20 protein-coding genes and 1 tRNA gene are annotated in these 22,807 nt (G+C 33.5%); 10 read left to right on the top strand and 11 right to left on the bottom strand.

Annotated features, from left to right (window positions below; all coding sequences use genetic code 11):
* The first annotated feature begins 29 nt into the window (after window positions 1-29).
* Window positions 30-629: a superoxide dismutase gene (locus CW751_RS13755; protein WP_101335610.1), complete on the top strand. Its 600-nt coding sequence runs from the start codon at window positions 30-32 to the stop codon at window positions 627-629.
* A gap of 142 nt (window positions 630-771) precedes the next feature.
* Here the strand turns inward: CW751_RS13755 and CW751_RS13750 are convergent, their stop codons facing one another.
* Window positions 772-1,371 (bottom strand): MarC family protein, encoded by a 600-nt coding sequence (locus CW751_RS13750; protein ID WP_101335609.1) that lies wholly within the window; start codon window positions 1,369-1,371, stop codon window positions 772-774.
* A gap of 291 nt (window positions 1,372-1,662) precedes the next feature.
* Here CW751_RS13750 and CW751_RS13745 point away from each other — a divergent pair, with 291 nt between their 5' ends.
* Entirely contained in the window at window positions 1,663-1,854 is a 192-nt protein-coding gene (locus CW751_RS13745; protein WP_101335608.1) for a CsbD family protein, read from the top strand.
* A 433-nt stretch (window positions 1,855-2,287) separates the two neighbouring features.
* Window positions 2,288-2,677, top strand: a complete 390-nt coding sequence (locus tag CW751_RS13740) for a hypothetical protein (RefSeq protein WP_101335607.1) — start codon at window positions 2,288-2,290, stop codon at window positions 2,675-2,677.
* Between the two features lie 187 nt (window positions 2,678-2,864).
* Here CW751_RS13740 and CW751_RS13735 read toward each other — a convergent pair.
* Window positions 2,865-2,937 (bottom strand) — tRNA-Phe (locus tag CW751_RS13735).
* A gap of 111 nt (window positions 2,938-3,048) precedes the next feature.
* On the opposite strand from CW751_RS13735, the gene CW751_RS13730 reads away from it, so the two are divergent.
* The 6 genes from CW751_RS13730 (at window position 3,049) to CW751_RS13705 (ending at window position 9,803) form a co-directional block, all read left to right on the top strand.
* Window positions 3,049-3,780 (top strand): type III pantothenate kinase, encoded by a 732-nt coding sequence (locus CW751_RS13730; RefSeq protein WP_101335606.1) that lies wholly within the window; start codon window positions 3,049-3,051, stop codon window positions 3,778-3,780.
* Window positions 3,773-5,125 carry a hypothetical protein gene (locus CW751_RS13725; protein ID WP_101335605.1) on the top strand — a complete coding sequence of 451 codons (1,353 nt, stop codon included), beginning with the start codon at window positions 3,773-3,775 and terminating at the stop codon, window positions 5,123-5,125. Before CW751_RS13730 ends, CW751_RS13725 begins: the two co-directional genes overlap by 8 nt.
* Window positions 5,126-5,143: 18 nt before the next feature.
* On the top strand, window positions 5,144-6,418 hold the full coding sequence (locus tag CW751_RS13720; RefSeq protein ID WP_133122231.1) for a hypothetical protein: 1,275 nt from the start codon (window positions 5,144-5,146) through the stop codon (window positions 6,416-6,418).
* A 2-nt stretch (window positions 6,419-6,420) separates the two neighbouring features.
* Window positions 6,421-6,978, top strand: a complete 558-nt coding sequence (gene lptC, locus CW751_RS13715) for an LPS export ABC transporter periplasmic protein LptC (RefSeq protein WP_165779314.1) — start codon at window positions 6,421-6,423, stop codon at window positions 6,976-6,978.
* A 3-nt stretch (window positions 6,979-6,981) separates the two neighbouring features.
* Window positions 6,982-7,203, top strand: coding sequence for a hypothetical protein (locus CW751_RS13710; protein ID WP_101335602.1), 222 nt, complete (start codon window positions 6,982-6,984; stop codon window positions 7,201-7,203).
* Window positions 7,204-7,376: 173 nt separating this feature from the next.
* On the top strand, window positions 7,377-9,803 hold the full coding sequence (locus CW751_RS13705; protein ID WP_205677837.1) for a DUF5686 family protein: 2,427 nt from the start codon (window positions 7,377-7,379) through the stop codon (window positions 9,801-9,803).
* 42 nt (window positions 9,804-9,845) lie between these two features.
* On the opposite strand, the gene CW751_RS13700 is transcribed toward CW751_RS13705, so the two are convergent.
* The 4 genes from CW751_RS13700 to CW751_RS13685 are packed head-to-tail and all read right to left on the bottom strand — an operon-like array spanning window position 9,846 to window position 16,074.
* Window positions 9,846-11,945: an OmpA family protein gene (locus CW751_RS13700; RefSeq protein ID WP_101335600.1), complete on the bottom strand. Its 2,100-nt coding sequence runs from the start codon at window positions 11,943-11,945 to the stop codon at window positions 9,846-9,848.
* Between the two features lie 19 nt (window positions 11,946-11,964).
* On the bottom strand, window positions 11,965-12,879 hold the full coding sequence (locus CW751_RS13695) for a PorP/SprF family type IX secretion system membrane protein (RefSeq protein ID WP_101335599.1): 915 nt from the start codon (window positions 12,877-12,879) through the stop codon (window positions 11,965-11,967).
* A gap of 2 nt (window positions 12,880-12,881) precedes the next feature.
* Entirely contained in the window at window positions 12,882-14,135 is a 1,254-nt protein-coding gene (locus CW751_RS13690; protein ID WP_133122230.1) for a gliding motility-associated C-terminal domain-containing protein, read from the bottom strand.
* Window positions 14,119-16,074 carry a tail fiber domain-containing protein gene (locus tag CW751_RS13685; protein ID WP_101335597.1) on the bottom strand — a complete coding sequence of 652 codons (1,956 nt, stop codon included), beginning with the start codon at window positions 16,072-16,074 and terminating at the stop codon, window positions 14,119-14,121. The genes CW751_RS13690 and CW751_RS13685 overlap by 17 nt, the downstream gene beginning before the upstream one ends.
* Window positions 16,075-16,349: 275 nt before the next feature.
* Between CW751_RS13685 and CW751_RS13680 the strand changes: the two genes are divergently transcribed.
* Window positions 16,350-17,003 carry a response regulator transcription factor gene (locus tag CW751_RS13680; RefSeq protein ID WP_101335596.1) on the top strand — a complete coding sequence of 218 codons (654 nt, stop codon included), beginning with the start codon at window positions 16,350-16,352 and terminating at the stop codon, window positions 17,001-17,003.
* A gap of 27 nt (window positions 17,004-17,030) precedes the next feature.
* Here the strand turns inward: CW751_RS13680 and CW751_RS13675 are convergent, their stop codons facing one another.
* From CW751_RS13675 to CW751_RS13655, 5 genes are all read right to left on the bottom strand, one after another.
* Window positions 17,031-17,426 (bottom strand): DUF1987 domain-containing protein, encoded by a 396-nt coding sequence (locus CW751_RS13675; RefSeq protein WP_101335595.1) that lies wholly within the window; start codon window positions 17,424-17,426, stop codon window positions 17,031-17,033.
* A 26-nt stretch (window positions 17,427-17,452) separates the two neighbouring features.
* Entirely contained in the window at window positions 17,453-17,959 is a 507-nt protein-coding gene (locus CW751_RS13670) for a DUF6272 family protein (RefSeq protein ID WP_101335594.1), read from the bottom strand.
* A gap of 11 nt (window positions 17,960-17,970) precedes the next feature.
* The gene (locus tag CW751_RS13665) at window positions 17,971-20,094 is read right to left on the bottom strand and encodes an OmpA family protein (protein WP_101335593.1); all 2,124 of its coding nucleotides are present in this window, start codon (window positions 20,092-20,094) and stop codon (window positions 17,971-17,973) included.
* A gap of 24 nt (window positions 20,095-20,118) precedes the next feature.
* A complete protein-coding gene (locus CW751_RS13660; RefSeq protein WP_101335592.1) occupies window positions 20,119-21,036 on the bottom strand; it encodes a PorP/SprF family type IX secretion system membrane protein in 918 nt (305 codons plus the stop codon).
* Window positions 21,037-21,058: 22 nt separating this feature from the next.
* The coding region (locus CW751_RS13655) for a T9SS type B sorting domain-containing protein (RefSeq protein WP_133122229.1) at window positions 21,059-22,807 on the bottom strand (1,749 nt) is incomplete at its 5' end.

Below are 22,807 nucleotides of genomic sequence, written 5' to 3'. Positions count from 1 at the left end.
AGATTTATTAATTAAAAAACAACATTAAAATGGCATTTGAATTACCAAAGTTACCTTATGCACATGATGCATTAGAACCACATATTGATAAAAGAACAATGGAGATCCACCATGGTAAACACCACCAAGGATATACCAATAAATTGAATGCAGCAATCGAAGGAACAGATTTAGAAGGAAAGTCGATTGAAGAAATTCTTGTAAAAGGAAAAGATAAAGCTGCTGTAAGAAATAATGGTGGAGGTTTTTATAACCACGATTTATTCTGGCAAGTAATGTCACCAAATGGTGGAGGAAATCCAACTGGAGATGTAAAAGGAGCAATTGATGATCGATTTGGTTCTTTTGATGCATTTAAAGATGAATTCTCAAAAGCAGCAGCTACTCAATTCGGATCAGGATGGGCATGGCTATGTGTAAAAGACGGAAAATTAGAAGTTTGTTCTACACCAAATCAAGATAACCCAGTAATGGGAGAAGGTTGTGGAGGAACACCTATCTTAGGAATTGATGTTTGGGAACATGCTTACTATTTGAATTACCAAAACAGAAGACCAGATTACATTGAAGCATTCTTCAACGTAATTAATTGGGATGAGGTAAACAAAAGATACAACGCAGCTAAGTAATTTAGCTCATTGTTTACAAACTGTAAACAAACCAAAACATAAATTTAAAATCCCCAATAGAATTTTCTATTGGGGATTTTTTCGTTTCAATAATCTTAAGCAAAAATGTTAAGAATAAGCATTTCGTGTTTTTGATCAAACGCTACTTAACAAAGAGAGAAGCGGCGTTCGATGCAAATAGTTTTACTGCAATTGCCAGTAGAATAATTCCAAACACTTTCTTTAAAATTGCCACCCCACCTGGGCCAAGTAAACGCTCTATTCTTCTCGTGAGACGAAGAACAGTAATTACAATTGCCATGTTAATCAAAATAGCGATTAAGATGTTAACCATTTCGTACTCTGCACGCAAAGAAATCAAGGTTGTCATCGAACCTGCACCTGCAATAATTGGAAATGCAAGCGGAACAATTCCAGCACTTTTTCCTTTCATAGGAGTTTCCTTGAATAATTCTACACCCATAATCATTTCTATTGCCATTGCAAATAGAATAAATGCACCAGCGACAGCGAATGACTCCACATTAACACCAAAGAGCATCAACAGACTTTCTCCTGTAATTAAAAAAGCAATCATTAAGACTAAGGAAACAAGTGTTATTCTACTCGAGTGAATGTCACCAGAAGTTTCTTTAATTTTAATGATGATTGGAATTGAGCCAATAATATCGATAACAGCGAAAAGTACCATCGTTGCTTTAAAAATCTCATTGAAACTAAATGCTGCGAAAAACTCGTTCATAATCAATAATTTTAAGGATTTTCGTTTAAAAAATTGTGCAAAGGTAATGGGTTTTTATTTCATAAAAAAAGAAAGCCCTTTTATTATTGAATTATTTTAAAATGCGTCTAAATTAGATTCTGAGATTTGTCTTTTGAATAAATTTCTAACTGTGTTTTTTCAAAAAAATATTAAAATCAAGCCTTATAATACCTTCTTATTATTTTTTAACAGCAATGAGGTTTTAATTAACGTAAACCCTTTGTATATTAGTGATAACAAACAAATATTAATCATAAAAAAACAAACAAAATGGGATCAACAGAAGATAAAATTAAAGGAAACTGGAATCAACTGAAAGGAAAAGTAAAACAGAAATATGCTGATCTAACAGATGATGATTTACAGTATCAAGAGGGGAAAGAGGATGAATTAATTGGTAGAATTCAGGAGAAAACTGGAGAGGCCAAAGAAGATATCAAGAAATACATTGATAACCTATAAAATTAAAGATTTTACAAATCGAAAAAGACGGATAATTTCCGTCTTTTTTTGATTTATACCGCAGTATTAACTTCGTATGGCTCGCAAGCTCGGTTCATAAGACTATTTTGCATTTTAGATGATATTCGTGATTTGATGATAATAGTATTCTATATCAACAGATTACAATTGAAATATAAATCAAAAGAATCCAAGCATTAAGGACTGATACCCAAATTTGGGGTAGATTTATGTCTTATAAAAATAAATGATTGGTTTAAAAATCAGCTAAGTATTTGTTTAAAATAGGAAATGCGCTGAATAATTCGGATTAAACTTTGTCTATCACTAGCCTTTCAAGAATGTTAACATAAAACCCGAATTAACACCTTTTATATATTTGAGTTGGAGAGATCCTTACTCTATTTTTGTGCTAAATATTAAAAATACAATTATGCAAAAAACAATATTCTTTTTGTTATTCCTATTTGGATTAACGATGAACGGGTTTTCTCAAGGGAATCCATCTACAAATTGGAGTGATAATACTGATACGCAATGGTACAGTGCTCAATCAACAGATTTAACAATTAATTCTGCTGAGGAATTGGCAGGTTTGGCAGAATTGACGGCTAATGGAAATGACTTCTCCGGGGTTACAATTACCTTGACTTCAGATATTGATTTGTCAGCTCATTTATGGTCGCCAATTGGAGTAGATGATGCTCAGCCTTTTTCGGGAACTTTTGATGGTGCAGGATTTACAATCAGTAATGTAATTATTGACATGCCTACAAGTTCTATGATTGGTTGTGATTTGGGCGTGGAGTTGTCAGCACTATGATTCTTGTGATTAAGTGATTGGGTGTGATTTAGACGTGAAGTTTGATTTAAATTGAATTCTGATTTAAGAATCAAGGTAATCCGAAAATCAAATGAATCACAGTTCAGACTATTTTCCGAAATCAAACAATGTAATTCAAATGAAGAACCCCAACGCCTTTATTTGTGGGCTGTTGGGGTTCTTGTAGTGGTGATGGACGGAATCGAACCGCCGACACAAGGATTTTCAGTCCTTTGCTCTACCAACTGAGCTACATCACCTTTTTATCGGTTGGGTTTATTATTAGGTGCGGGCAAAGATAGTAACTAAATTTGTTCTGTCAACAATAATTTGAATATATTTTTAAAAATCTTCTATTAACTTTGCAAGAGATGTCTGAAAAAATAAAATACTGTGTCGTTGATGCTGGAAATACTCGGGTCAAAGTTGTTGATTTTGAAAATGATGAGATCGTAGGCCATCAGCAAATCGCTTTGGAGGACTTAGAAAAAATAAAACTTGTTTTAAGTGCAAAAAAATTAACGACAAGTATCTTATCTTCTGTTTTGGACAAAGAAAAGTTAAAATGGGTAAGCGATTTACTTGAACCGAATGTGGTTTTAAGTAATCAAACTCCTTTGCCTATTTCTATTGATGCTTATGAAACACCAAATACCTTAGGTGCGGATAGAATTGCAAATGCTGTAGCGGCACACTACTATTCGAATACCGACCATGCCTTGGTAATTGATATTGGGACATGTATAAAATTTGACCTTGTCCTGAAGGACAAATATCAAGGAGGGTCTATTGCTCCAGGATATGCCATGCGTTTGAAAGCAATGCATGAATTTACGGGTGCTTTGCCTTTATTAGAATTAGAAGATGTTACACCCTTAATTGGAAGAACGACTAAAAAAGCTATGTTGTCAGGAGTTATTAACGGAATTCAAGCAGAAATCGAAGGATTTATTGCCAGCTACACTCAACAATATCAACCGTTAACAATTTTTTTGACAGGTGGAGACCATAAAAGATTTGATAAAGAATTAAAAAATAGCATCTTTGCCGAGGATAATTTGACCGTTAAAGGTTTGCACATAATATTAAAATACAATGTTTAGAATTTTATTAGTGACATTTTTTATCATCTTAAGTGGTAACGCACTGGTACAAATTAGCACTAATAGCTCTTATTCTACCCGTGGAATCGGTGATGTAGGTTTTTATGGAAATGCCTACCTCTCTGGATTAGGTGGAGCAGCTACAGCATTGGCTGATTCAAGTCAAACTAATTTGTACAATCCTTCAACTTACGCTTTGATCGCCAAACAGCTACCATTATTTTCTATTGGTGTTAATCATTTTGAGAAAAAGTTTTCAAATAACGGCATAACTACAAAAGGTCGTTTTTCTAGTATAACTCACATGTCATTGGTTGTGCCGTTTGCGAAACGGTTTGGAATTGCAGCAGGATTAAAACCTTTAAGTCGTTCAGGATATGAAATTAACGATGCTGAAATGGTCGAAGGAGACAGTATATTTTACAATTACTCAGGTGATGGTGAAATTCAGGAATTCTTACTTGGCTTTTCAGGAACGATTATAGATCGCAGGAAGCAAAGCCTTTCTATTGGTGTTAATGGGAAATATTATTTTGGGAAAATAAATAGAGAACGACTGGCGTTTAAGAAAGCTAGTGGTGTAAAGACTGGTGGAATGGAATCACAGGCTATACGTGCTAAGGATTTTGGAATTGAGCTAGGAATTAATTATGACTATCGTTTTTCACGACAACATAGCTTAAGATTTGGAGGTGTTTATAGACTAGCCAAAAGTATTCGTTCAGAACAATCACAAAGAAAAATATATTATGGAAACTATGTCTCCCAAGATACGTATGACACTTTATACAATGCTACTGGAATAGATGGGGATTTTTATTTGCCTGCCAAAACAAGCGTTGGTTTAACCTATACCTTTACACCACATAATGATTCATTATCTGGAAATTCAAAACTAAGATCGTATATGTTTACTTTAGAATATACGATGTCAGATTGGAGTGGCTACCAAGAAACATTTGATGGGAAATCTGAAACTGGGCAATATATTAATTCGGATGCCTTACGTTTTGGCTTCGAATTTAAACCACACAGAATTGCAACAGATCGTTCTGCTTATATAAACATTCTTGATAAAATGAATTATAGGGTGGGCGCATATCATGTGAATACGCCACATCAAATGAATGGGGAGCAAATTGTAAATCAAGGAGTGAGTATTGGTCTAGGGCTGCCGTTGATAATTAGTAGGGCGGTTTCAACTTTAAGCATATCAGGAAGTTATGGAGTTATGGGGAAAGGAGCAGGTTCTGGAGTGGTTAAAGAAAATTATTTCGGCTTCAATCTCGGCATAAATATTGCTCCAGGATATGACAAGTGGTTTAGAAAATATAAATTAGATTAATAAATAAACGTATATAAAATGAAAATCGAAAAACTGATATTAACAGCATTTTTTATAATGAGTTTGGGTGCTATTACCTTTGCTCAAGACGGGGATACACCTAATGAATGTACACGTTTTAAAGCAATCGCAGGAAACGCATATAAAGCTAAGGAGTATGAAAAAGTTACTAAATTTTACATGAAAGCATTGAATGAATGTGAAAAATTAGAATTAAACTTTTATGGTCCGTTTATTTATGCAGTGCAAAAGTCGTACAGTAAATATAAGAAAGACACTGTTAAGGGACCAGCATATTTAGATACTTTGATTATGGTTTATGAAGCAGGTCAAGAAGCACACGGAATGCAAATGAAATGGCAATCTTACCTTGGTTTTTATTACATCGTTCAAGGTGAACCAGGAGGAATGCAAAAAGGAGATGAAGCCCTAAAACGTGGTGTTCATAACCAAAAAGAAAAGGGAAGTAAATCGTTTTTACGTCAGTATTACGCAAACTTATACAACTTATGGGTACAAGAACAAGATGAAAAACAAAAAGCAGCTTATAAAAAGCGCTTAATTGAGGAGTATTTTACCTTGTCAGATTATGCTACAAAAGGTGAGATGGGAGAAAAAACAACGGGTCAATTATCAAGATTAATTGATAAAACTGTTTCTGATTGTGCATCGATTTTACCAGAAATAAATGCTTTTGCAAAAGATTTACCTCAGGAGGTTGAAGCAAAAAAATCAACTGTTAAAAACTTCATGGCATTGCTTGAGAGTAAAGATTGTACACAAAGCGATGAATATGCGATGTTGGTAGATACTATTATTGCAATTGATCCTTCCGTTGATGCTGTTCTTGCAAAAGCTAAATTACAGATAAGTAGAGGAAATACTTCTGGTGCTATTGCTACTTTTAAACAAGCAGTTGATATGACCGAGAATGAAGAAGATAAAAATGATATAGAATTAAAAATTGCACAGTCTTATTTCAATTCAAGAAGTTATAAAGCTGCCCATAATGCGGGGATTGCATTAGGAGGCAAACACGCAGCCAAAGGTTATGAGATTGCTGCAAAAAGTGTGAATGCTTTAATGAATGATTGTGGTGTCTCTACTTTCGATCGTAAGGCTAATAATTATTATGCTGTAGAATTGGCTCAAAAATCGGGGAATACCTCATTGGTTAATTCTTTAAAAGCACAATGTCCAAGTTCAACTGATATTTTCAATGAAGACAAATCTGTTGGAGATCAAGTTACCTTGAGTTGTTGGGGGAAAACCTTTACAATTAAAGCTTATTAAAATTGAAGTTTAAGTGTATATATTTTATTTTGATTCCTGTTGTGCTAAGCATGACAGGAATCTTTATTTCGTGTGAAAATGATCTTCAAAAAGTAAAAAAAATCACTACACATCCAAATCAACCTGATGAAACTAGTGAAGAGTTACATGTAATTTATACCGATTCAGGATATGCACAAATAGAAATTTTTGCCAAAATTGCCGAAACCTATGCCGAACCCAAAAAAATAACCGAGTTTAAGGACGGACTAAAGGTAAACTTCTATAATGATGATGGTGATGTGGCTTCAGTTTTAACTTCCTTGTATGGTCAAATAGATGGAGTCTCAGGGAATATTACTGTTCGAGATAGCGTTAAGTTTTTAAACGTTAAACAAGAAAAAACACTGGCAACAGAAGTCTTGTATTGGAATAAAGGAGGTGATTCAATTTATACCAACAAACCTGTTGTAATTACCTCGCCTGATATGGTTGTTTCAGGTGTTGGCGCATGGACAACACGAGCTTTTGATACAGCGCAATTTTATGAACCTACCGCTAAAATTTACCTCAATAAATAAAAGATGAAAACATACAATAAAATAATGCAATTCTTTTGGTTGGCTATGGGATTAGTAACCATTGTAGCGGTAACATATATGGGGCTTACAGATGGCTTTGATCGCTGGGCTTCTTATTACTTTTTCGGCGTACTAGCTTTATTACTATACTTTGTAAGGCGTTTTATGATGAAAAGAATGGAAAAGCATGAGGCCTATCTAGAAGAAAAAGGTAAGAAAAAGTAAGTCTTTTTTTAGTAATAATGAGATTCGAATTATATTTATGCTGTTATTCAATATAAGTATGAAAATGATGGTGAATTAATTTAATGGTCAACAGTCTACGTGTATATTCTTTAAGGTTACTGTCAAGTGTCTTGCTACTTTTAATAGTTCCTCAACTGTCAGCACAGTATGTGGTGAGTGGAAAAGTCACCGATGAACTTAACTTAGGCATTCCTTTTGCAGATATTTTTGTTAAAAATTACGCGGATTTACGAACCCGTGCCGACATTGAGGGTAATTACTTGATGCGGTTGGAGGTAGGAGAGTATTACGTTGTTTTCTCTGCATCTGGTTATCAAAAACGAGAATATTATCTAATTGTAGAAGAAAGGAATCAAAAGGTTGATATGCAGCTCTTTCCAATGCAGGTTAAAGACTTAGAGGAATTTAATTTTGCTCAGAAACGACGAAATGTCGGACGTGAGATCGTATTGAAGACGGTAGCTGTTAAAAATATAATTGACCATAATATGTATCCCCACATTTGTGATGTTTACATAAGGGCTAAAGATGAGGCGAAAAAGACCGAACATTACAATGAAAAAAATGACGAATCGGAAGATGCAGAAGATGATGATGCTCGATTCTATGATGCAGAAGCCTTAAAAGAGAAAAAAATGCGACAACTTAATGCCATAAATATGGTGGAAGTTGAAATGGAAAGAAGCTACGCCCCACCTAATAATATTAAGGAAGTCAGAACAGGATATACCAAGAGGGGTAGTGATCGAAACTTGTATTTTACAACAACCGCAAAGTCAAATTTTAATTTCTTTCAAAATATACTTTACTTAGATGACCTCAGTAAATCACCTATTCAATCTCCTTTATCAACCGCTGGAATACTCTCCTACAAATATCAGTTGATCGAGAAGATAAAAAGAGAAAATTTACCTACACTCAATAAAATTAAAATTAGTGCGCGTAATATTTCTACATCAACTTTAGACGGCTTTGTTTATATACAAGATAGCACATGGCTGGTAGAAAAAATCGATTTTACTATTGTAAAAGGAAACCTATATATCTATGATCATTTTTCTGTCGTACAAGATTTTGAAATTTATGGAGATACCTTATCTGTCCTTAAACAACAAGACATGAAGTATGATGTTGCATATAAAAATGAGCAGTTTGAAGGTAGCACGGTTGTTAATTATCAAAACTATAATTTCAATCCTTCATTTGATAAGAAAATGTTTGGAAATGAACTGGCTGTTACGACTCAAGCTGCATACGAACGTGATTCCTCTTATTGGTCAACAAAGAGATTGACACCGTTAACACCAAAAGAACAGCAATACATAAAACAACGTGATAGTATTGAGAATTTATTTACCAAAACAACCTATTTAGACTCCATAGATTCTGTTTTTAATAAGGTGGATTTTTGGAAAGTAGTTTGGTTTGGTATTGATCATAGGAATAGAGCAAAAAAAACACAATGGACGATTAGCTCTATTGCTGCAACGCTAAGACCGCTTTATATCGCAGGCCCAAGAATAGGTCCAGATTTTGATTTTTTTAAAAAATGGGATGATGAAACAACTTTTGATAGTTATACACGCGTTGATGTGGGAGTGCTCAATGGAGATATAAAAGGATACACCAACTTGCGTTACCTGTATAATCCTTTTCGGCAGTCTCGGGTAGGAATTAATTTAACACATAATTATGACCTCATTCGTTCTTATGATGCATTAACACAGGTGTTTTTACGTGATAATTTTATTGAGCGCACATCTGGTTCGCTCTATCATGATTTTGAAATCTTTAATGGCTTATATCTAGAGAGTAGTTTAACGTATACCAACAGAAGACCTTTACCAGAAGATACAAAGTTTATTCGATGGTTTGATGATGCATTGGAAAATACAGAACCTCCTAAGTTTATTGAGTATAACGCATTAATTGCTGATATAATGTTACGTTATACTCCTTTTCAAAAATACATGAGAGAACCCAATAGAAAGGTTGTTCTAGGCTCAAAATGGCCAATGTTCTATATGTATTACGAAAAGGGAATTCCTGAATTTATCGGTAGTGAAGTAAACCATGATTACATAAGATTTGGTGCTACTCAAACCTTTAAAATATCTACCCTTGGAACCTCTAAATATCACCTCACAACAGGAAGGTTCTTAAATAAAAAAATTCTACGTGCTGAAGATATGCAATATCATCGACGTTCTGATCCAATTTTATTTTCTAATCCAATGTACTCCTATCAAGATTTAGACTCAACTTTACCTACCATGAATTGGTATTTTGAATCACATTATATTCATCATTTTAATGGCGCATTAATTAATAAGATTCCATTCATGAAAAAAACCCGTATTTCGACTGTTGCAGGAGGAGGATACTTATGGGTTCCTGAACATAATTGGACACATTATGAATTCTATGCAGGTTTAGAGCGTGTTTTTAAATTTGCTAGAAGAAGATTACGTCTCGGTATTTACGCTGCTTTCTCAGATGGAAATCAAATTGATCCTAGAACTACATTTAAAGTTAGCTTTGCCATTTTAGATGAACGCAGTATGAAGTTTACATTTTGATATTACCATTACAATTTTAGAATACTAAATACCCAGTGAATTCTATAAAACTTTAACTTCAACCCTTCTGTTTTTTTGGGCTTCATTGTCATCTCTTTTTTGTAATTCGCAGTCTGTAACAATCATTCTCTGTTCACCATAACCTTTAGCTTTAATGCGATTGGGAGAAACGCCTAACTTTACCAAATAATTTTTACTGCTTTTTGCTCTCCGATCGGATAACCATAAATTATAATCATCTTTTCCAAGGCAGTCCGTATGTGCGCTTAATTCAATTTTAACGTCAGGATTATCATCTAAAAACCCTTTTACCTTATCCAAAACAGGATAGGAGTCTTCTCTGATGTAAGAACTGTTAAAATCGAAATAAATATTGTCAATTTGAATTACTAAATCCTTCTTGGCTTCATACTTCATTGAGAATGGATTCATACGAGACAAAACCTCCTCTCTGATTTCTTGAGGTCCATCAAATTCAGGAATTATTTCTTCATGCGCTATATAATCGTCCTTTTCAAAAATCACTTTGTAGGCTTTGTCCTTACGTACATGAAATGACCATTTTCCTTCAAGATCAGTTTGTTTTTTTTCTACAAAATTCCAGGTTCCATCTTCTGACTTAACAAGAAGTTGAACTTCAATATCGCTAATTTCATTTCCTGTGATATCATCTATAACTCTCCCAGAGATAAGTACAGGTTGTAGTTGTACTTGTTTTAAACTTTTATGAATCATAGTAGATTTCTCGTTAAAAGATAGTGTTTTTGTTACGTAATAAGGATGATCATAGGTGATCTTTAATTTTTGTTCATTTTGGATTAATTTTTCCCATTTTCCTAAAGTATCAGTTTGGGTTGCGGTTTTTTTATTAATTAAAATATCTACCGCTGCAATTGGAAGGTTGGAAACGGTATCCTTTACAAAATAGTCATAAGCTGGAAATTTAATTTGAAATACATCATCTTGATTGGCATCATTATAGTTTCTGTTAGAAGTTAAAAGTCCGAAAGAAATGTCTGGTGAAAGTACAAATGAAAAATCATCTTGACAGCTATTTATTGGAAAACCTAAATTTTTAGCTTCGGTGAATTCATTCTGATTGATTTGACTTAAAAACACATCAGAACCTCCATGGTTTTCATGTCCATAGCTCGAATAAAACAAGGAATCATTTTTAACAAAAGGTGTTATTTCGTCGTAAGCTGTATTCACATTTTTACCACAATTAATTATCTCTGACCAACCCGTTTCGGTTTTTTGAACATAATAAACATCAAAACCACCAAATCCATTTGGTTTGTCAGAAACAAAATATAAGCGCTTACCATCTGCAGATATTGCGGGATGGGTAAAATTATACGCTTCTTGATTAAATGAAAGTAGAGTAGAAGAAGCGCGACCTTCCGTAATATCCATTTCGAACAATTGTAGAACATTTTTCTGCTCACGGAATGATCTTTTTTTACTGTTTATATTTGCTGTGAAATAGATTTTGTTTGACTGGCTACAAAAACTCGGATAGGCATTAAAAAAGGGAGTTTCTTCCTCAAAAGGTAAAGGTTGAATATGCTGAACGCTGCTGCCTTTATCTATTGTTCCCAATGTTGTAAATGTTGTTTGATCTTCTTTGTTTTCTAATTGTAATCCTGCAATTAAATCGCCGTTTTCTTTAAATGTGTATCCCATACCTTGATGGATATTTGGGATATTAATTTGTTTTATTGTTAAAGCCTTATTTTTTTTACTATTGTTTTGCGGAAACAGGATCCTATCATTTCTAAATCGCTTGTTTCTCATAGAGCTGTAGTTGAGCTGTGCTAAGTATTTGTCTGCTGCATCATAATTACACTGCATCCTCATGAGTTCTACCAATCTTTTTAAAGCTGTGGTGTCTTGCTCATTTTCCTTGTATATCTCTTTGTAAGCTTTTACACTTGATGCTACTCTGTTCATTTGATAATAACAATCAGCCAGTTTTTTTAGCTCATCATTTTCTAATTGTCCTTCTTCAGCCAATGTTTTTTCAAATCTTAAGCTGGCTTCTTTGAAGTACTTCGCATTATAATATTCCATTGCTGTAGTTTGAGCTTGGATTACACCAGCTAATAAGATAGAAATAAGTAACGTAACTGTTTTTAACATGGTTGTGAAGCTTTAAATTTTAAAACCTGGGTGAGGTAACTGGAATAAGATTTCTTGAAGGTGCATCGAAAACGAGCATGATTTCGTGTGTATTACTATGGTGTCTGGATAATTCAGACATGCCAAAGTCGTAACTGTAAGAGATTGTAAGCTGATTAAAAGCTTTTATTGAAAATATAGCTGCCAAATCATTAGAAGTTCGGTAGGTTAGGCCTAAACCTATAAAGTCATTGTATAGCAATCGTGCATTGAAATCAGCTTGTAACGGTGCCGCAATAACTCCTTTTAATAATGTTGAGACACCTAATTTAAAGGATTTTGAAAGTTGAAATTGGTAGCCACCTGTTAGAAAGTAATGAAAGTCTTTTGGCGTAAAGCGTTGCTCATTATCATAAAATGTTGTGTTGTTAAGAAATGTTGGTACAGCAATACCGACATAATAATTGTCTGAAAATAAATAAGTACTAAACCCAAAACTTGGTTGGATTTTGTTGGTAGCTGTTTCTGGAAACGAAGGATCGTTTAGCGTGTTCAGGTAAAGTTCAGAATAATCTGCCGCAGTATTCATCATGCCACCTTTTAATGCGAGTGATAAGAATAAATTACGCGATAATTTCATACGATAAGCAATTCCCAAATCTACATTAGTGATTGCGTTAGCTCCTATTTGATCATAAGCGACTATACCTCCAATATGTAATTTTGTGGATTTTATAGGCGCATTAATACTAAATAATGATGTTTTTGGAGCCCCCTCAAATCCGACCCACTGTTGCCTGTGTAAACCGGCTACATTGATATGATCGTTAGCGGCAATAGCAGCCATGTTTAAAATTGGCTGATGAATCATATATTGTGTAACGAAATGTTGATTTTGGCTAAAAGAGAGTAAGCAATTCAAAATGATAATAACAGATACAATAAAATTTCTCATCTTTATTTCTTTTTAAATTCAATAAAACCTTTCAATACTTCGCTTTCATCATCGGGCTTAAATAAATAATAGTATGTTCCCGCAGGTAAGTCATCACCACCAATTGCTCCCTGAACATTGCTTTGTCCCGACCAATCATTTTCATAAGGCTGCGCAGAAAAAACTTCATCTCCCCATCTATTAAATATGGTTAAAGAGTTGTTTGGATAGTATTCCAAACTTTCGATATAAAAAAGATCATTTATTCCGTCATTATTGGCAGAAACTCCATTCGGTATGTTTATTTCAATGTTTACATCTGCTAGCGCAAAAACATCATCTTGAATTTGAGTATAGTTTTTAATACTCAAGGCGCGATCAAGATTAAAATAATTATCTAATTCTAAATCTGCTAGTGCATCATAAAATTGAGTACCTCTCCATTGTGCAATCGTTTTAAAATTTCCATCTGTTACATTCCAAAATAGTTTGATTTCTGCAGATGAATTACCAGATAATTGATGAATATTATGATAATACGCATTGTTTATTTCACCAAGATCGTTTGTTTTTAGATTTATATCAAATGGACCAGTGGCGCCAGAAGCACTTGTTCCGCTATTATCCATAGAACTTCCAATATTGGAAAGACGCACTTGAAAAAGATTAGTCGAATTATCATCAGGCGTTATCAATACCACTCTATGATTGGGTGATAAATTCGTTGCGCCAGTAGGGAAAAGATATTCATTCGATGAATTGGTAGCTCTTACAAAGTAACCACCTAAGGTATTTGATGAAATAAATCCTTGATCAACAAATAAGGAGTTTAAACTAGGATTGAGTAAATACACCTTGTTTACATTTGTTTCTAATATTTGATTATTAATATCTAATTCATTCAATATGCTTGCTGATGTTAGAAATGACTTTTCATCAAGTGTGTTGCCTGAAAAATATAAATTGTAAAAAACAGTTGAATCTATACCTAAAATTTCTTGATTGTTACCATACAATAGTACTTCTCCAGCGTTTTGATTGGTAAACAAAACTCCACCACTGTTGTTTTCAATATCATTCCGAATTTGAATTTCTCCTGAATTATCAATACGCCCATTTGATTCGGCTTTCACGCCTCCTTGAATTGTAATTACAGCACCTGATTGTACGGTTAATTCCGAATTCACTAGAGTAATATCTTGTGCTATTGATAGCTTATGAACAAAAGTTAGAATAACAATAAAAAGTAAAACTCGCATGTTATTTAGTATTTTCAATTAGTGTTTTTATTTGATTCTTTAGTTCTTCAACTTCGTTTTCCAACTCTTCAAATTTATTTTGTTGTTCTACCAACTGTTGATTTTCAGTTTTCAAAGCGTCAATTTCAAGTTGTTGTTCCTGTATTGCTTTTGTTAGAATTGGAATTAATTTAATGTAATCAACACTCCACAATTCATCGGAGTCATTCTTTGGTTTAAATACCATTTCAGGTACTACTTTATAAAGCTCTTGCGCTAAGAACCCGTAAGAATACCCGCCTTTATCTGAGATAGCCAATCCATTTTCTGTTTTTTCAGAATTATGTTGGAAATAATAAACAGGATTAAGCTTTTTAATGGTGCCTACTGCATCTCCAATTGATTGACGGTTACTTTTAATTCGTTCATCCGAATATGTAAGCCACCCTGTAGCCCTTGCCTGCCCATATAAGCTCATTTGATTTTTTAACTCAAGTGCATATAATGGTGCTTGATGATCACCAACTCCAACTTTAGCATCTTGAGTTAACACTAATGCTTCTCCCATGTAGCCCGGTAATCCTGCTTCAATTGGAAAGAAGCCTAGGTTACCTGTCAGTCCAACTCGCGCACGGTATTCTTCAGTGGCTCCCGTTCCTCCTCTGAAAATTAATCTTGCACCATCGTTTGTTCCATTATCAATTAATACTTCACCGTTTACTTCAAGTCTGTGTGTAGGATTGTTTGTTCCAATTCCTACATAGTCATTGCTTCCTAAAGCTGTTATCGCTGTAGATGATCCTGAAATGTTTTCCAAACGAAAATCACCAGCATTTGTGGAATTTAATCCCCAAGTTCCTCCAGAAGTATTCTCAAGACGCATTACCAAAGGGTTTCCAGATAGATGTAATTTTGATAACGGGTTGTTGTTTCCTATTCCTACATCTCCATTTGTAAATATACTTTGATTGATGGACGTCGCTTGATTTGTTGTACCCGATTCATACCAATCATGATCTTTCAGGGAAGTTAACATAACAGTGTTTCCATTCGAAATACTCAAATTGTCTCCAGTTAAGGTTAAGTTTTGACTATCTGATCCAACTAAACTGGATAAATCAACATTTACGGAAGCTCCGTTCTGTATATCAATGGTTAGAATATTTCCTGAAAGGGTTGCATTTGTTAGGTCTTGATTATCTGTTCCTATCAACGAAGAAAGATCTACTGATGTGGAAGTTCCATTTTGAATATCTATGGTCAATGTTGTACCACTTAAAGTTGCACCCGTTAGGTTTTGATTATCTGTACCGATAAGGTTGCCAAGATCAACTGTATTATTAGCTCCGTCAACCCAACCTGAGAGCAATGTACCATTTAAAACCAAAGAATCGAGATGTGTGTCAATAGAATCTTGCAAATTGTTCAAAAATGTAGTATTATTTAATAATGTATCACCGTTATTATAAATGATATTGATAATATCGTTTTGATTTACACCTGTTAAGCTAGTGAGGTCAACGCTAGTATTATTTCCATCCACCCATCCATTTAAGATGTTCCCATTTAATGTGAGAGAATCCAGATGTGTATCAATTGAATCACCTAAACTGGTCAGAAATGTTTCGTTGTGTAGTAAGGTATCTCCATAATTATAAATCATACTCACCATACTATCTACAAAAACTTGATTAACCACTAAGCTTTCTAATATAGAATCAGATAAGTTATTAATGGTAATATAGCGTACCACACCAACTGAAGGGTTGTGGATTAATAAAGCATTTTCCCCAGCGCTCACAGCGGTTAACCCTTCAATTCTTAAGGGTTCATCTCCTGTGTTAAGCGGTTTTATGTGTAGCGTATTCGTTGGGTTTTCTTCGTTTATTCCCACGTTTTGCGCGGTCACGTGAGCTGTTGAAATAATGAATATAAAAATCCATATTAAGGCTTTTAAATTTAAGTTTGGCTTCTGCATTGTGTTATATATTGTGTTAATTTATTACAAATGTAACATGTTGTTAGTAATTATTGAGAAGTGTTAACCCCTCAATATTTTTAATGTTTTGATTTTCATGTTTGTATATTGGATTGATGAGTGATATCTAGCCCATACAATTTTAAATGTGTTTGTTTGTATATTAGATTCAAATTATCCACATGTTTATTTCTATAAGTTTGAATATTAATTCATTTTATTTAAGTTCTATTCTAACAATCTTACCTTTAAACTTTTTTAGTATATTTGATTAGATGATTTCAACCATTCTAATAGCAGATAAACACGAATTATTTAGAAAATGTCTTATAAATACTTTGATAGATTCTTTTCCAAGAACAAACTTTTTGGAGTCCGCTTCTGGAATTGATTTATTAAGTAAAGCAAAAGAGGAACAACCCGATGTTATCATTTCAGGTATCAAACTGAATGAGCTAAATGGAATTAAAACATTAATCCGATTAAAAGAGATGGGGTTAAGTTCTAAGATCATAATGTTAACATCACAAACGGCAAAAGAGTTTATATTTATTGCCAAAGAATATGGCGCGAATGGCTATATCACAAAAAACATCTCTCCTGAAAGTTTAAAGGAAGTAATACTTAGGGTTTATACATCTAACTTGTTTATCTGTTCAGAATGGTTTTCTCTTGATTTTCATAATAGTAATCAATTCATTAAAAAAGTTCTTCCTGTGCTGAATACACTTACAAAGAGAGAGCGTGAGGTATTGACTCATTTTTTCGAAGGATTAAACACAAATGAAGTTGCTACGCAAATGAATATTCAGCAAAAATCGATAAACAATTATAAAAATAGGATTTTATCAAAGATGGGCAATGAATCAAATATTTATTTCAATGATTGGGTAAATAAGAATAGAAATGTATTAAAGTATTTAATTTAAAAGGAACACTTTCCCTTGAAATGGAAATTAATCGTAGGGAATTAATTTTATTTTTAGGCCCGTCCAGTCTATAAGTTCATTACCACTATCTCTGATGTCTTCATCTATACTTTTATAAAACCATTCAGTTGCCAGGTTTACATTGGGAAGGTCATCAATCGATTTAAGTAATTTGGCTATATCAACTATATACTTTGTAGATGTTGAATTAAAATAATCGAGTTTGAAAATCACCTTTAAGTGGTGACTGTCTTTGTCTTTTTCTATTGTATTTCTATAGGTGATTAGCCACGCTATAATGGGTTCAAAAAAGCTGGGTGCATTTTCGGGTCTTGATTCTCCTTGAAAATTAAATATTCCAGTATCAGCATTTAAATCAACAAAAAAACTACTAGCTGTTGGATCAATTTTTAAACGTTGCATATGATTTATGTTAATTGGGTTAAAGTTTATAACTTGTCAAGTCTGACATCGATAATAACATTGCTATTATCATCAGTTGAGATTAATATTTTATTATTGGATTGTAAGCGAATTAGTTCCATACCTACACCGATTGTGCCTTTGTCGTTTATTTCACCATTCAATAATTTTTCTTTGTATTGATTTTTTAATTCTTGGATGCTTAATGAATTAATATTAGTAGAATAAGATAAAAGATTGTGTCTCTCGTCAACAGATATAGTGTTTATGGTAATTATTCTATAGCAGTCATCCGTTTTTAGTATAACTAATTCAACCTCGCTTTCGCTATGATCGCTATGAAGCATTGTGTTTTCAAGAAGTTCATTAACAATAGAGTAGATGCGTTTTTTTGTAACAAAATCAATGTCTAAGGACGATTTTACATCATTCAAAATATTGGTAATTTCTTCATGTTTAATAATACAGGATTCCCTATAAATTTGAGTATAGCGATCTGAAAAAACACTAAGGTATTGATTGTTAATGACCATAATCTTTTTATTTACAAGATTTTAACTTCGACTCTTCTGTTTTTTTGAGCTTCTTTATCATCTCTTTTTTGTAATTCACAATCCTTAACAATCATTTTTTGTTCTCCATATCCTTTAGCTTTTATCCTTTTTGGATCTATACCTGCCTCTACTAAATATTTTTTACTTCTACTTGCCCTTCTGTCAGATAACCATAAGTTATAATTATCTTTTCCTATACAGTCCGTGTGAGCACTAAGTTCTATATTTATATTTGGATTTTCATTTAAAAAATTCTTTACTTTATCAAGTACTGGAAATGATTCTTCACGAATATATGAACTATTAAAGTCGAAATATATATTATCAATTTGAATAATCAAATCTTTCTTGACTTCATATTTCATTAAAAAAGGATTAATTCTAGTTAAAGCCTCATTTCTTAATTTTTCATTTTCATTTTTGCGTGGAATAATTTCATTATGTGTTAGGTAATTGTCTTTTTCAAGGACAACTTTATGAGTTCTGTCTTTGCGAACATGAAACTCCCATTTCCCATCACCATCCGTTTTTTTAACTTCCACAAGCTCCCACTTATCGTTCTTAGTTTTTTCATATAATGATACAGACGCTCCTTTTAATGTATTACCTGTAATGTCATCTTTCACCTGACCAATCAATAAGTTTGGAGTAAGAGAGACAAGTTTTAACTCATTTAAATTCTCAATGGAAAGATTCTTATATTTTAAAGTTTTCGTATTGTAATAAGGATGGTCAAACGTTATCTCAGTATCCGTCCCGAGTGAAATTTGTTTTGTCCATTTTCCTTGATCGTCAGATAGAAAACTTGTCTCATCGTTAAATAAAATAGACACATCGGAGATTGGATCTTTTGAACGTTCATCTGTAATTAGTCTTTTAATTACAGGGAAAGTCACCTTATAGACATCATCTTTATTTTCATCTTTGTGATTTCGATCAGAAGTAAATAGTCCTTCACCAGAGTCAGGTGCTAAAATAAATGAAAAGTCATTCATACAACTATTGATGGGTTGTCCCAGGTTAGTGGCTTTTAAAAACTCACCTTTATTTGTTTGGCTTTTAAAAATGTCTGATCCGCCATAATTATTATGTCCATAGCTTGAAAAATATAAAGTCTCTTCTTTTGAATAAGGCGTTAGCTCATCAAAAGGAGTGTTTATATGCTCACCACAATTTTTTATTTCAGACCATCCATCATTTGTTTTATTTACATAATAAACATCGAATCCACCAATACCTCCAGGTTTGTTAGAAACGAAATATAATCTCTTTCCGTTATCTGAAATAGCCGGATGTGTAAAATTATAATCTGGCATGTTAAAGCTTAAAAGTTCAGGTTCGTTATCTTCTGAAGATAAGTTTATTGAGTAAATCTGAAGTACATTCTGTCTTTCTTTAAATGATAATCTCTTATCGCTGATGTTAGCTGTGAAGTATAAAGTGTTTGATTGTTTGCAATAGCTAGGAAACGCATTGAAGAAAGATGTTTCCTTATTGAAGCTGAATGTTTTTACCTGTTGAAAGTCTGATGCAGAATTGAAGACACCTAATGTAGTAAATGTTGATCGCGCTTCTTTATCTTTATGACTGATTGCTCCTAATAGATCTCCATTGCCAAGAAATGTATATCCCATTCCCTTATCCACTTGTGGTAATTTAAGAATTTCAAGTTCAGCAGAACTTGAAGTATTAATGTTTGATTGCGGAAAATTAATTTTAGATTCAATTATTTTTTCAAAATTGAATTTCGCTTTATTTTGTTTCGATAAAAAAACGTCATCGTATTCAGAATAATATTGTTGTGATTCATCAAAATCGCAAAACATTCTCTTTAACTCAGCTAGTCTTATTAAGACAATTGAATCTTTGATACTTCTCTTATAAAGATCTTCATAAAGTTTAATACTACTTTCAAATTTCTTTAAATGGAAGTAGCTGTCAGCAAGTTTTAGCTGGAGCATTTTATTATTCCCTTTATCTTTCTTGATTTCTTTTTCAAATATTATACTTGCTTCTTTGTAATATCCAGCCTCATAATAATTATTAGCTTTACTTTGCCCTTTAGCAGACGTTGCATAGGCAATTATTAAAACCATTAATAATAAATTTTTCATAATCAGATTTTAAATAGAGTTGTGTTAGAATCGTGGAGATGCAACTTTTAATAGATCTCTAGATGGAGTATCAAAAGTCAACATTATTTCATGTGTATTACTATGATATCTAGAAATTTCAGATATTCCTAGATCATAACTGTATGCAAGCGTAAGTTTATCAAACATTTTAACCGACATCAATAGTGCTATATCATTTGAAGATCTGTAAGAAACACCTATACCTAAAAATTCTTTATAAAGTAAACGTGCATTTAAATCAGCTTGAACAGGTGATCCTAAAACTCCTTTTATCAAGGTTGAAATGCCTAGGTCCAATGAATTACTTAAGTTAAACTCATAACCAGCTGTAGTAAAATAATGAAAATCTTGCGGTATTACGAGTTGATTTTCTGTATAAAAGTTAGAGTTTCTTATTAAGGATGGAATGGCCAAACCTATGTAATATTTTCTTGAAAAGAAATAAGCGCTGAATCCAAAGTCTGGTTGGAGCTCATTTACTGATGTTGAGGAGAACTTGGGGTCAATCTCATCTTTTAGTGATAAAGTCGAATAATCAGAACTAGTATTTGTAATTCCACCTTTCAAAGATAATGATAAGTAATTTTTAGTATTCAACTTCATTCGATAGGCAACACCAAGATTGATATTTGTAATTGAATTAGATCCAATTCTATCAAATGAAGCTATTCCTCCTATATGCAAATTTGTTGTCTTTATAGGTGAATTAACACTAAAAAATGATGTAGCTGGCGCTCCTTCAAATCCGACCCATTGTTGGCGATGAACCAGCGCAGCATTGATTGTGTTGTTCCCACCAATGGAAGCCATATTTAATATGGGTTGGTGGATCATATATTGTGTTATATTTAATTTATTCTGACCCAACAAAAATGATGAGGTCAAAAACAATAAAAAGCTTCCGACTAGTAGTTTATTCATGATGATTGCTTTTAAGTTATTTTTATCTTTTTAATTCTATATATCCTTTAATAGGATCTTGATTATCATCTAGTTTAAGTATGTAAAAGTATGTTCCTGCTGGTAGTTTGTTTTCTCCAAGTCCACCTGAATTGTTTTGTCCTTCCCAGCTATTTTTATAAGGTGCTTCTTCAAATACTTTATCGCCCCATCTGTTAAATATAAGGATGCTGTTGTTCGGATAATTTTCCAAATTCGTTACTTCAAAGAAATCATTTAAACCATCGCCATTCGGAGATACACCATTTGAAATGTCAATTGTAATTTCGATACAGTCATTCGTAATTACTGTCTCTGTAATTGAAGGGCAACCATCTGTTGTTGCCATAATCTCCACCTCCTGATTATTTGGAATGTCAGTTATAGACGTGGGTGTAACGTTCCCTAAACTTGCTGTTATAGTAGCTTCTGGATTTGTTGTATACTCAACCGAATATTTGCCTTCTAATTTATTACAAATAATTTCTTCTATCGTAAGCATAGGAGCTGCGTTTACGTCTATTGTTCCTGATGATTCATTACTAGAGCATCCAGTTGTCGTATTGGTAAATATCATCTCTGTTGTGCCTTGAGCAACTCCTGTAACTTCACCATCATTTGTAATTATAGCTATACTTGCATCATTAGTTGACCAAGTACCACCAGATGTTGGTTCTAAATTCAATGTAGCACCTTCACAAACTAAATTATTTGCAGGTACTGTAATTGTTGGTATTGGATTCACTGTGATTGTTCCTGCTGCTGCTGAACTAGAACAACCCGTTGTTGTTGATGTAAAAATGACATTAGTTGTTCCTTGAGCGACTCCTGTAACTAGACCACCATTTGTGATTGTAGCTATATTTGCATCACTACTTGACCATGTTCCGCCTGTTGAAGGTGATAAATTTAAAGTTGCTCCCTCACATACATTTCCACCAGAAGGGAGTGTTACCGATGGTGTTGGATTCACAGTTATACTTCCAGCTGCAGCCATACTTGAGCAACCTGATGCAGTCTCGGTATAAATTACTGTAGTATTACCAGCAGAAATACCTGTTAAAAGTCCAGCATTATCAATTGTAGCTACAGATGGATTACTGCTTGTCCATGTTCCACCAGTTGATGGAAGTAGATTTAAGGTTTCTCCTTCACAAATAACACCTCCAGAAGGAACTGTAATTGTAGGTGAAGAAGGATCGTTTAAATCATACACTGTGTTGTCAATTGTTGAACAACCGTTTAAAACAACTTCTATTGGAGAATAACCACCAGCTCCTAATCCTGAGAGTACAATTTCTCCTGCAGCATTTGAAGTTTGAGTGTTTAGTGCTCCAGAAGCTATTGATACATCATAACTTGTTGATGTATTTAATCCAGATATTGTAATGTTACCATCAGTTGCACCACAAGAACTAGGATCTGTTAATGCTACTGTAAAGGTAGGCAATGGATTAACGGTGATGGTTCCATCTCCTGGTGTACTAGAACAACCTGTTGATGTCGATGTGAAAACCATGTCCGCTGTTCCCTCAGAAACACCTGTTACCACTCCACCGTTTGTGATCGTAACTACACTCACATCACTACTTGCCCATGTTCCACCCGTTGCAGGAGTTACGTTTAAAGTCGCTCCTTCACAAAGAATTCCGCTTGATGGGATGGTTACTGTTGGTAGAGGATCTACGGTTACTGTTCGTGTTGCTGTAGCATCTGAACAACCACCTGTTCCAGTAACTGTATAGGTTATTGT

The organism is Brumimicrobium salinarum (genome assembly GCF_002844555.1).
Classification (GTDB): Bacteria; Bacteroidota; Bacteroidia; order Flavobacteriales_D; family Crocinitomicaceae; genus Brumimicrobium; species Brumimicrobium salinarum.
The sequence above is the reverse complement of the archived record's forward strand: the minus strand, read 5'-3'. Positions and strand labels throughout refer to the sequence as shown.